General features: G+C 41.2%; 9 protein-coding genes. 7 read left to right on the forward strand and 2 right to left on the reverse strand.

Annotation, left to right across the window (positions count from 1 at the left end):
• Positions 1 to 104: 104 nt before the first annotated feature.
• The gene (locus AS888_RS14280) at positions 105 to 1,328 is read right to left on the reverse strand and encodes an MFS transporter (protein ID WP_061142824.1); all 1,224 of its coding nucleotides are present in this window, start codon (positions 1,326 to 1,328) and stop codon (positions 105 to 107) included.
• Positions 1,329 to 1,522: 194 nt separating this feature from the next.
• Positions 1,523 to 2,533 (reverse strand): LacI family DNA-binding transcriptional regulator, encoded by a 1,011-nt coding sequence (locus AS888_RS14285; RefSeq protein ID WP_061142825.1) that lies wholly within the window; start codon positions 2,531 to 2,533, stop codon positions 1,523 to 1,525.
• A gap of 218 nt (positions 2,534 to 2,751) precedes the next feature.
• Here AS888_RS14285 and AS888_RS14290 point away from each other — a divergent pair, with 218 nt between their 5' ends.
• From AS888_RS14290 to AS888_RS14320, 7 genes are all read left to right on the forward strand, one after another.
• On the forward strand, positions 2,752 to 4,275 hold the full coding sequence (locus tag AS888_RS14290; RefSeq protein WP_061142826.1) for a glycoside hydrolase family 32 protein: 1,524 nt from the start codon (positions 2,752 to 2,754) through the stop codon (positions 4,273 to 4,275).
• 123 nt (positions 4,276 to 4,398) lie between these two features.
• Positions 4,399 to 6,522 (forward strand): amylo-alpha-1,6-glucosidase, encoded by a 2,124-nt coding sequence (locus AS888_RS14295; RefSeq protein ID WP_061142827.1) that lies wholly within the window; start codon positions 4,399 to 4,401, stop codon positions 6,520 to 6,522.
• 248 nt (positions 6,523 to 6,770) lie between these two features.
• The gene (locus AS888_RS14300) at positions 6,771 to 7,478 is read left to right on the forward strand and encodes a DNA alkylation repair protein (RefSeq protein WP_061142828.1); all 708 of its coding nucleotides are present in this window, start codon (positions 6,771 to 6,773) and stop codon (positions 7,476 to 7,478) included.
• 529 nt (positions 7,479 to 8,007) lie between these two features.
• Positions 8,008 to 8,655 carry a GntR family transcriptional regulator gene (locus AS888_RS14305; RefSeq protein ID WP_061142829.1) on the forward strand — a complete coding sequence of 216 codons (648 nt, stop codon included), beginning with the start codon at positions 8,008 to 8,010 and terminating at the stop codon, positions 8,653 to 8,655.
• 32 nt (positions 8,656 to 8,687) lie between these two features.
• Entirely contained in the window at positions 8,688 to 9,620 is a 933-nt protein-coding gene (locus AS888_RS14310; RefSeq protein WP_061142830.1) for an ACP S-malonyltransferase, read from the forward strand.
• A gap of 25 nt (positions 9,621 to 9,645) precedes the next feature.
• Positions 9,646 to 11,298: a malonate decarboxylase subunit alpha gene (gene mdcA / locus AS888_RS14315; protein WP_061143001.1), complete on the forward strand. Its 1,653-nt coding sequence runs from the start codon at positions 9,646 to 9,648 to the stop codon at positions 11,296 to 11,298.
• Positions 11,299 to 11,313: 15 nt separating this feature from the next.
• The gene (locus tag AS888_RS14320; protein ID WP_081092454.1) at positions 11,314 to 12,171 is read left to right on the forward strand and encodes a triphosphoribosyl-dephospho-CoA synthase; all 858 of its coding nucleotides are present in this window, start codon (positions 11,314 to 11,316) and stop codon (positions 12,169 to 12,171) included.

The following is a 12,171-nucleotide window of genomic DNA, read 5'->3' on the forward strand; positions in this document are numbered from 1 at the left end:
TACGATCTGATAAAAGGGAAGTAAGTTTATATTGTAATACCTTTTACAAAAAAGCAATCACACAATGTGTGGATTGCTTTTTTGTATCTACTTGTATTTTATCGTTATACAGCTTGTTTAGGATAATGAACTTGTTTAGGTAGAGCAGTTGGCCTCAAAGCCGCGAATAGGATAACAAAAACGAATACACTAACACCTAGAATTAAATAGGTTTTAGAAAAGCCTATCGTATCGTACCAATGACCAAGTATTGGCGAAAGAATGGCTTGACCCACTTGAGACACGAAATAATATCCTACAATATACATCGTAGCCGAGAACTTAGCATTGAAATTAGCATCGATAAATTTTAAGATAGCAATCAACATAATCGGAAGTTCGAAAGAATGTAACATTTTCATTGTAGAAATGCCAATCGGTTCCACCGCTAATCCCGATCCAGTAATACGAATTGCCATGAGTAACCCTGCCAGGACCAAACTTTTCTTGGCGCCGATTTTATTAACGATAAACGGGGCAATAAACATCATGCCTGCTTCTAAAAAGATTTGTATAGAATTTAGATAACCAAACATTTGATTTCCTTGTCCGCTGGTAGAGAATAAGGAAGCATAATAAACGGGAAATTGTTGATCATAGACAGAATAAATACAAGCCACGCCTAGAACATACACCATAAATATCCAAAAAGTTTTGTTCTTTAATAAAGCTAATGTATCTGTTAATTTAATTGAATCCGTTTTCTTTTGTTCTTCTTCTGAAATTTGAACGTTCATTAATAGAAGAAAGAGAATAAGGAAGATACTACATGCCGATGCAACCCAAAAGCTGATATGAGGATTGATGTTAAACAGTTTCCCCGAAAAGAAGGCTGCAGCTGCAGCACCTAATGATCCCCACATCCTTACTTGTCCGTACTCGAAATGATATTTTCTGCCGGTGCGTTCGGCGTATGATTCAATAGCTCCAAACGATGCTAGTAATGTGGCACTGAGATAAACACTTCCGGTAATGGCGCCTAAAATAGGATTGTAATGTAATAGAGGACTATAAATATAAATGAAAAACGGACCAATTAGCATTATCAAAAATGTTATAACCCACAACAAATGTTTCCTCAATCCAATTTTATCGGAAATGAAACCGTATAGTGGTTGGAAACAAAGGGTGGCGATAGCATTAATGGAAAAAATCGTACCTACTTGGGCGCCACTTAGCTCTAATGTTTGTCCTAACCATATAGCAAATAAAGACATGGCAGATGTAGAAGCAAAAAAATAAAAAAAAGTAAAGCCGCTTAAAGACCAATAATTTAAATTCTTTTTCATGTTCTCAATCCCTTATATGTATTTTTTTCCATGTGATTTTCAAAACTACACTTTCCCAATAACGTAATAGTTAGAAAATTACACAAGGTTGAAGCGCTTTCTTTTTTGATGAAGGAAGTATAAGGTCCATTGAAACAAAATAAAGGGCATCCGAAACGTTTCGGAAAATATATAAAACTAAAAACTATTCATTTTTAGTTTTTAGTAGTACTGTCTCTAATAATCAAATTCGTATCTACATAACGGCACAAATCCGTTGGATCCTCTTCTAGCATTTTAATGAGTAAGTCTGCAGCTTCAGAACCAATTTTGTACACTTCTTGTCCAATCGTGGTTAATGGGGGCAGACAGTAGGAAGCAAGGGTAATATTATCGTATCCAACTATGGAAATGTCATCTGGTACTGTCTTGCCTAATTTATGGCAGGCTTTTAATGCTCCAAGTGCCATGACATCACTGGCGCAAAATAAAGCATCCATGTCTTTATTTTCTTCTAAGAGCTTATAAGTAACGCTTTCCGATGTTGCTTCTTCAAAGGCACCATCTACAATCCATTCCTTGTTGACGGGAAGGTTGTACTCCGTAAGCTTCTCGATATATCCTTTCAATCGTTCTTCACTTACATAAGCCCCTTCATGTCCATTGATCATCCCTATATTTTTATGACCTAGCTGGATAAGATGCTCAATGGCTTTTTTTGCACCTAATACATTGTCCGTCGTTACATATCCAACGGAATCCGTTTGTATGGGAATATCTATCAATACACAAGGAATATCACTTTCCAAGATTTCTTTTAAATATGGATCGTCTTTTCTAATACCTTGGACAATCGCTCCATCGACACGGCGTTCACGACAAAGCTGTGTATAAGTCTTTTCACGCTGTTTCGTGGTATTCGTGTTAAATAAAATCAAATCGTAACCAAGGGCTGAAGCCGTTTCATTGATTCCACAGAGCACTTCGAACGTAAAATTATCCTTTATATTTTCCTTACTCATTCCGGACACGAGTAATCCAATGGTTTTGGACTTCTTCATAACAAGCCCGCGTGCTAACGTGTTAGGGCTGTAGTTCAGCTCTTTAGCAACAGCCAGGATTTTTTGTTTGGTCTTTTCATTTACATCAAAATAACCATTTAATGCCCGGGATACAGTAGTGACGGAAACCCCGGCAGCCTTTGCGATATCTTTAATCGTTGTCAAAAAAAAACCTCCAAAACGTTTCGGATCACTTTCACTTTATTTTAGCGCCCTTAAAATAAATATTCAATCTTTTTTTATTTAGAAAATTGATAATAAAGAAATTACTCTTGTTTTTTGTTAAACAGATAGCTTAATGTATTAGTGAAACAATGGGATGCCTAATTATGTAAAAGGTATCGAGAAAATCGATGAGATAAGAGCGAAAATGGAGGTAAATCATGGTGATTGATAGGCGACATCAGGAAGCGATTGAATTGGCAGCGCAATCCATTCGTCAAAACGTTAAGAAAGTTAGCGGGGATCATTGGAGACTCAATTATCATATAAGTACAGAGGCCTTTTGGATGAATGATCCTAATGGGTTCAGTACGTTTAAAAATGAATATCATTTATTTTATCAGCATCATCCCTATAGCGCTGAATGGGGACCTATGTTTTGGGGACATGTAAAAAGTAAGGACCTAGTTTTTTGGGAACATCTACCGATAGCGTTGGCTCCCAGTGAAGAATACGATCTGGATGGTTGCTTTTCAGGTAGTGCCATCGAAAAAGATGGTTTTCTCTATGTCTTGTATACGGGGAATGTTTGGACAGGTAATGATCAAGACACAGATTTACGGCAAACTCAGTGTCTTGCTGTAAGTGAAGATGGCATCCATTTTAATAAAATCAATCAAAATCCCGTCATGTTATCAGCGCCAAAAGGAGAGATCCACCCTCATCATTTTAGGGATCCAAAGGTGTGGAAGCATGGTGATGATTATTATTGTGTGGTCGGATCACGCACAAAGGACCATCAAGGGCAAGCGTTGTTATATCACTCAAAGGATTTAATGGATTGGGAATTTATGAACGTTATGGCAAAGAGTGATGGGAAGTTAGGTTATATGTGGGAATGCCCGGATTTTTTTCATTTAGACGGGCATGACATATTGATGATATCTCCACAAGGGATGGAGCCAGTGGATGATCTTTATCAGAACCTCCATCAAGCGGGATATATTCAAGGCAAGTTAGATTATGAAACTGGCTTGCTCCATTATCGTAACTTTCAACTATTGGATTATGGTTTTGATTTTTATGCTCCACAAACCATTCAAGACCTTAAAGGAAGGCGTATTATGATAGCTTGGTTGGCGATGTGGGAAAGTGAGATGCCTGAACAAAAAAACAATTGGGCAGGGGCTATGACCATTCCACGTGAGTTAACGGTTCAAGACAATAAAATCCTAGTAAATCCTATTTCAGAATTTGAAAAGCTTCGGGAAAATGCTGTTCAATATACCAATATCACGGTTGAGGGCGAACATACTTTCCATCAAATTTCAAGTGATAGTTATGAAATTGAGGTGATCATTGAGGCACAAGCATCTTTAACTTTTGGAATGAAGGTAAGAAGAAGCGAAGCATTAAATCAAGAGACTTTGCTTATGTACGATCGAACGGAAAGCTTGCTTGAGCTTAACAGAGACCGATCAGGAAGCGGTCCTAAAGGACGTAGGGTAGCTCCAGTTAAACTATATGATAATAAACTATGTTTACGTATTTTCATTGATAAATCTTCTATAGAGGTTTTTATCAATCATGGTGAAAAAGTAATGAGTGCCAGGATTTATCCAGACCAGGCAGCCAACGGTATAAGCTTTTTTTCTGATAAAAAGATTACGTTGATAAAATTCCAAAAATGGGATTTAAATAAATCCATATCCATTGGAAGTATTGAAGGCAACAGTAGTCGTTGAAGATGGTGATGTTCTCGTGCCTGTGAATACGGTTTGTTAAAAAAACATTGAATTATCAGAATCAAAGAGATAAAATGTAAAGCAAAGTTAATCCGAAACGTTTCGGAACGAGGGGGAGCTCAAGTGGAATATCGTGTAATCAAGGAAAATGATTTGTTTTTATTAACAGATGAAAGAGGCAATATCACAGAAAACCACCAGTATGGATTAGGACTTTATGCAAAAGATACGAGATTCTTAAATAAACTCAATATTAAAATTAATGGAGAAGATCCCATTTTATTGTCTTCAAAAGCAGATGAGAATTATATGGCGACCATCTTACTTACAAATCCTCATATGGAAAATGATGAAGAAGTAGTTTTATGGAGGGAATCGATAGAAATTCAGAGAAAGCGGTTCATTAACAATGGTGTTTTATATGAGGCAATTACGTTGAAAAATTACTCCCCGAAACGTATTACATTTTCGATCACGGTTGAAGTGGATGCTGATTTTACGGACATGTTCATTGTTCGCGGTTTCCAAACAGGAAAAGTCGGAAAACGAACTGGACAATTGGTTAAAGATAAGTCTTTGATTTTTACATATCAAGGTTCTGATAATCTTTCCCGAGAGACTTCTATCTCCTGGGACAGAGAACCTGCTAAAGTAACGGAGACAGGTGAAATTACATTCCATTTTACATTAGAGCATGCACAAGAAGAGGAGGTCGTGCTAACGATACGACCTCAAATCGCAGGAGAGGATGAAAGCGAAATACTCCCCATGACGGAGGCACTTCACGAATTAAGAACATCCTACAAACAATGGGAATGCAGTACTACAAAAGTAAAAACTGACCACGAAACGCTTCAACGGTTAATTACCAGAGGATTAAGTGATATCCGTGTTTTACTTTCCGATGTGGGATATGGTCCATTTCCTGTAGCTGGCTTACCGTGGTATGGTGTTCTGTTTGGGCGCGATAGCTTAATTACAGCCTTGCAGATGCTTCCTTTCAATCCTGAGGTAGCCAAAGGAACATTAAGGACTTTGGCTGTCCATCAAGGAAAAGAAAACAATCCATGGCGTGATGAGCAACCAGGGAAAATCATGCATGAAATTCGTTATGGGGAGTTAGCCAATACAAACCAAATTCCATTTACTCCTTATTACGGTACAGTTGATGCAACCCCGTTATTTATCATATTACTAACGGAATATGTAAAATGGACAGGTGATTTTGCGTTACTTAATGACTTACAACCTAACCTTGATGCAGCCTTTGCATGGATTAATGAATACGGTGATAGAGATGGAGATTCCTTTGTCGAATATCATCAAGAATCGAGTAAGGGAATTGCCAATCAAGGTTGGAAAGATTCCGCGGACGCTGTAGTCCATAGAAACGGGGAATTTGCAAAAAGTCCAATCGCCCTTGCAGAAGTTCAAGGTTATGTGTATCAAGCGAAAATGGGCATGGCATCATTGTATCAAGCAGTCCATAAACAAGCGGAAGCTACATTGCTAAAAGATGAAGCAGCTCTTCTGAAGGCAAAATTTAATGAACAGTTCTGGATGGAAGATAAATCTTTTTACGCCATTGCCTTGGACCAAAACAAAGAAAAGGTAGGTACCATCACAACCAACCCAGGTCATGTTCTATTATCGGAGATGCTGGATGAAGATAAAGCAGATAAGGTAGCGACCATGCTGTTATCTGATAAAATGCATTCTGGCTATGGCATACGCACCATGGGGGAAGATGAGGCTGCTTATAATCCCATTAGTTATCATGATGGAAGCATTTGGCCTCATGACAACAGTCTCATTATCCTTGGATTAAGTAAAACAGGGAAACAGGAAGAAGCAAATAAAGTCATGGAAGGATTAATGCAAGCGGCCCAACATTTTGAATATGATCGACTGCCTGAGTTATTTTGCGGATATTCATCTAAACTTGGTAAGCCTGTTAAATATCCAGTTGCCTGTTCGCCACATGCTTGGGCAGCTGCCAGACCATTAACATTCATCCAGTCGTTGCTTCAATTGTTTCCAAACAGCCCTTCTAAAGAGATACACTTAAACCCGTGCCTGCTGGATAATATGAATGAACTCAACGTGCAAGGAATTAACATTGGTACAGGAATTCTTTCTATGACTGTAAAAAGGGAAGATGGACAAATCCTTGTCTCCATCGATGAAAATACTACAGGTTACAAAGTGGTTGCTTCTTCAGAATTACAACGAATCGATCGTTCATAATAATAACAGCCTAAGACCGCATACAAACAGAGTTTCCACTGTTTGTATGCGGTTTTTGGTTACATAATTACAGAAGGATAAGAGATGTGAAGCTGCTTTGTCCAGAGGGATAGGTGTTTGTTTGTGTACGGAAGATGTAGGATGTTTCTATTAGAATAATGGTAAAATGGAGAAGTGTTGAAGACTTGATAGTGAAAAAAGTTGTTTACAATTAACCAGGAACTAATTAAGAAAGGACGTACAAAACTATGGATTTCAATATAGTTATGCAGGAGCTAGAAGCACTCAGTAAGGAACGTACGAAAAAAATGTATATATCCAATGGTGCTCACGAGCCGCTTTTTGGCGTGGCCACTGGTGCGATGAAGCCACTTGCAAAGAAAATAAAAATAAATCAACGTTTAGCTGATGAGCTTTATGCTACAGGTAACTACGATGCGATGTACTTTGCAGGCATTATTGCAGATCCAAAAGCCATGAATGAATCAGATTTTAATCGTTGGATGGATGGAGCGTATTTTTATATGCTTTCCGACAATGTGGTGGCCGTCACCTTATCGGAATCAGATCTTGCACAAGATATTGCAGACAAATGGATCTCAAGCGGCGATGAGCTGAGAATGTCAGCGGGCTGGAGTTGCTATTGCTGGCTTTTAGGCAATCGTCAAGACGATGAATTTTCCGAGATAAAGATTTCCAATATGCTTGATATCGTGAAAGATTTTATTCATGATTCGCCTGAACGAACGAAATCCGCTATGAATAATTTCCTATACAATGTGGGCATTTCCTATTTGCCCCTTCATGAAAAGGCAGTCGAAACCGCAAAGACGGTTGGGACAGTAGAAGTTAAACGAGATAAGAAGAAAAACAGTTACCTACATGCTTCTGACAGTATTGAAAAAGAAATTCAAAGAGGCAGGCTTGGTTTTAAACGCAAATATGTAAGATGTTAAAATAGCTCGGCAGCCAGGTATTGAAGCACTTTTAATCGAAGGTGTCATCAGAGGCGGCCAGGTGAAGACAGAAACACACTTCCCAAAATAAATGCCTGTCCCATTTCGTGAAAAGGGACAGGCATTTATTTTTCTGCTGTTTTTCATCCTTGATGAATTTGAAGACGGACAAAGTTCATCATTATGGATATTATCCCTTGAAAGGAGGTGGTTCCAAAAAATGATTGTTGAGGTTTATATTCGCTAAACATGGTGTCTGTCATAGCCATTGAATAAAGGAAACGAAACCGCAGGGACACCATTCTTTATCTGCGCCGTGAACCAGAACGAACAGTCATACCTTTGGGAATACTGCGCTCCAATTCCTGTCCATATCCTTCATGTATGTCTGACATTTTTCTCGGTGGATGGAATTCAACATCAAATGACAGAAATTACCTAGTTAATTAACAGAAAACATTGAATTATCAATTAATTATTTGTATAATTAAACCGACAGTCGACAGTATTTCGAAAGCGAGGGAGCAGCATGGGTTCAACTAAATTATTGAATAACGCATTATCCAAAGCCATTGCCGAACACATTTCAGAACAAATCATAACCGGCATCCTCAAACCAGGAGAAAAATTGGTTGAACTCAATTATGCCCAAGAATACGGCACGAGCAGAGCACCTGTCCGTGAGGCGATATATTTACTGACCATTGAAGGATTGGTGGAAAGAATCCCCCGTAAAGGCGCCATTGTAAAAGAATATACCGAAAATGAAATATACGATTTGCTCGAAATTCGGAACATGTTAGAGAATATGGCGATGGAACGGATCAAGAAGCATGGAACAAGTCCAGAGCTGCTAATGGAAATGAGTCAGCTTCTTACAGACATGAAGAAAACAAATGATATCCAATCGTATACGCAATTGAACCACTCCTTCCATATGTGCCTGATCAAGATGAGTAAAAGTGAAACGATCAAAGCCATGTATTCCCGACTTGGCTGGCCGCTATTAAGGATCCAAAGTCTTTCATTTGCCAATGAAGGAAACATCGAAAAATCGATTGATGAGCATGAAACCATCCTCCAATTGCTAAATGAACAAAATATGACGGACTTATCGATTTTGTTGCAAAAACATAATATAGATGTGATTTCCAGCATTCAAAAAAAGCTTCGATAATAGGCACTTGAATTTGAAAGGAGGAGGGCTTTGTGAAGGTTGCATTTTTGTTTCCTGGACAAGGTTCCCAAAAACCCGGGCTATTTCTGGAACTTCCAGGTGGCCATGCAGTCAAGGAAGTGCTCCTTGCAGCAAGTGAAGCATTGGATGAAAACGTTTTTCTTCATCACACAAAGGAGTCACTTTCCTCGACCACTTCCGTCCAGATTTCCCTATTGACAGCAAGTATTGCTGGTTTCAGGGCATTTGAAGCCGAAGGCGTTTTCCCCGATTTTGTCGCTGGCCATTCAGTCGGCGCTTTCAGTGCGGCTGTTGCAGCCGGCGCCATCGACTTCAAAGATGCCATAAACATCGTCAAGCTCCGAGGTGAACTTATGGAGCGGGCCTATCCACAAGGATATGGCATGGGCGTGGTTACCGGAATGACGGCAGGAATCCTGCAGTCACTTGTCAGCAAACACCATGATGAACAATACCCGGTATACATTTCGAACAAGAACGCTCCGGATCAAATCACGTTATCAGGTGCCATTTCCGCTATTCAAAAGATTTTAAACGAAGCGAGAGAGAAAGGTGCCTGCAGTGTATCGCTGTTGAATGTACCCGTACCCTCCCATTGTCCGCTCCTTTCAAACGTTACGGCAGAACTAGGCGAAGCCCTACATGATATCCCGTTCTATCGTCCATTAATTCCGTACGCAGGCAACCGAAGGGCCCGGCTGTTGTTCGAAGCTGAAGCCATTCGCCGGGATCTGGCTGAAGGCATCTCCTATCCTGTCCAGTGGCATGATATGTCTACCGTTTTATTCGAAAATGGAACACGATTATTCATTGAAATGCCTCCGGGCAATGTTTTGTCTCGTCTAGCCGCGAGAGCGTTACCCGATGCCAGGATCATGTCAACAACAGAAAACGGATTTGATGATTGTCTGTTCATCGTCAAGCATGAAACAGCAAAATACTAGAGAGGGGAATGAAATGATGGAATCGATGAATCAGGTAGTCAAGCAAAAACGATCATGGTCTAAAAGGCTTGAGCAAAAGAAAAAACGGATGGACAATGTGAAGGATCTCGTCAATGGGATGATGATTCCGACCGATCGGATCGTAGATGTGTTGGAAAAGCTTATCAGGCCCCATGATCGTGTAGTGCTTGAAGGGAATAATCAAAAGCAGGCCTCCTTCCTTTCCGAAGCCCTTGCCAATGTGAATGAAAAGGAATTGTTCGACCTGCACATGATTATGTCCAGCATATCCAGACCGGAGCATTTGGACCTTTTTGAACGGGGGATTGCAAAAAAAATCGATTTTTCCTTTGCCGGCCCGCAAAGTCTCCGGATTGCTCAAATGCTTGAGGATGGGAAATTGAACATTGGTGAGCTGCATACATATGTCGAACTATATGGACGGCTTTTCATTGATTTGATTCCTGCCGTTGCGCTGGTAGCTGCGGATAAAGCGGACCGACATGGGAATCTTTACACCGGCCCCAATACAGAAGAAACCCCCACCATCATTGAAGCGACCGCATTTCGGGATGGAATTGTCATCGTTCAGGTAAATGAACTCACAGATGAGTTGCCACGTGTCGATATACCTGCTTCTTGGATTGATTATATTGTAGTCGCTACTACTCCCTACCAACTTGAACCATTATTCACACGTGATCCCCGGCATATTACCGATATTCAAATTTTGCAGGCGATGATGGTCATTCGCGGCATTTATGAAAAGCATGAAGTTCAATCTTTGAATCATGGGATTGGATATAACACGGCAGCCATTGAATTGCTGCTCCCTACCTATGGGGAATCACTAGGTTTGAAGGGCAAAATATGCAAGCATTGGGCGTTGAATCCCCACCCGACACTCATTCCGGCCATTGAAAGCGGCTGGATCGACAGCATTCACTGTTTTGGGGGGGAAGTCGGTATGGAGAAATATGTGGCAGCCCGCAGAGATGTTTTTTTTACCGGCCGTGATGGCAGCCTGCGATCGAACAGGGCACTGTCGCAGATGGCAGGGCAATATGCAGTCGACTTATTCATCGGTTCGACCCTGCAAATGGACAAGGACGGTAATTCTTCCACTGTAACACGGGGACGGCTGGCCGGTTACGGAGGCGCACCGAATATGGGACATGATCCAGGAGGGCGGAGGCATTCCACTCCGGCTTGGTTAAACATGATGACTTCCGATGATCCGCTCGCCCGCGGAAAGAAATTGGTTGTACAAGTGGTCGAAACCTTCCAATCGGGGCACAAACCTATATTCGTTGAATCATTGGATGCGATAGACGTAAAAAAAGAAACCGGCCTTGCGATAGCGCCGGTGATGATTTATGGCGATGATGTCACACATGTAGTGACGGAGGAAGGCATCGCTTATTTATACAAAGCGGACAGCATGGAAAAAAGGAGAGAGGCCATTGCTGCGATTGCAGGGGTTACACCAGTCGGCATGATGCATGATCCCAAGAAAACCGAAAACTTGCGGCGTGAAGGATTGGTTGCCCTTCCAGAAGATTTGAACATACGAAGATCGGAGGCAAAACGTTCATTGCTTGCCGCAAAAAATATCGAGGAACTCGTTCAGTGGTCCGATGGGTTATATGAACCGCCGGATAAGTTTAAAATCTGGTAACCGGGAGGTGTCATAGTGAGCAAGGAAAAGGCGGCAGTGTCCAGCTGGTTAGCTGAAGCAGCGATTCTTTCTTTAATGGAAGAAGTCGAGCTGACTCCAAAACCAGGCCTCGTCGATCTGGACAATGATGGATCACACCAAGATTTGTCCATTCACCTTATGAGAAAATCGGCTTTATCACTTCAAGAAACCTTTGCACGCATCGCCTATATAAGCCATGGAAGATCCCCTTCCCTTTCATTAAGAAGAGAAATTGCTACGATCGGCCGTGAAGGCGAAACGTGCATGTTCAAAGCGACCGGGGGCGTCAATACGCATAAAGGAGCGATTTGGGCGATGGGCCTGCTCGTTTCAGCGGCCGCGATGGGAACGGGCAGCCATACCATTAAAGAAGTCCTTGCACTTGCTGGGGAAACGGCAAGATATCCAGACTGTCATTCTTCCATCACTGTCACCAATGGCATGATGGCCCAAAAAAAATACGGGGTACTTGGCGCAAGAGGGGAAGCCCAGCGAGAATTCCCTCATATCAGGAACGTATCCTTGCCCATGCTGCACCGTTCTAGAGCTAACGGGTTGCCCGAAAATGAGGCGCGGCTTCATTCACTTTTAGCGTTAATTTCCGTTTTGGATGATACTTGCATTTTGCATCGGGGAGGTCGCGGGGCGCTCCTATTTGCTAAGAAGCGGTCTGCCGAAATTTTATCGACTGGGAGACTTGAAGGGCTGGATTCCCTTAATGAAGAGTTCATGCTCCATGATATCTCTCCTGGCGGAAGCGCCGACCTGCTGGCTGCTACGCTGTTCTTAGACAAGCTCGAACCAAATAGAATCGAGGCTGAGGTGCAAAATGCATTTGGCTGCACATATTAG

It is taken from the genome of Peribacillus simplex (assembly GCF_001542915.1).
Lineage (GTDB): Bacteria > Bacillota > Bacilli > Bacillales > DSM-1321 > Peribacillus > Peribacillus simplex_B.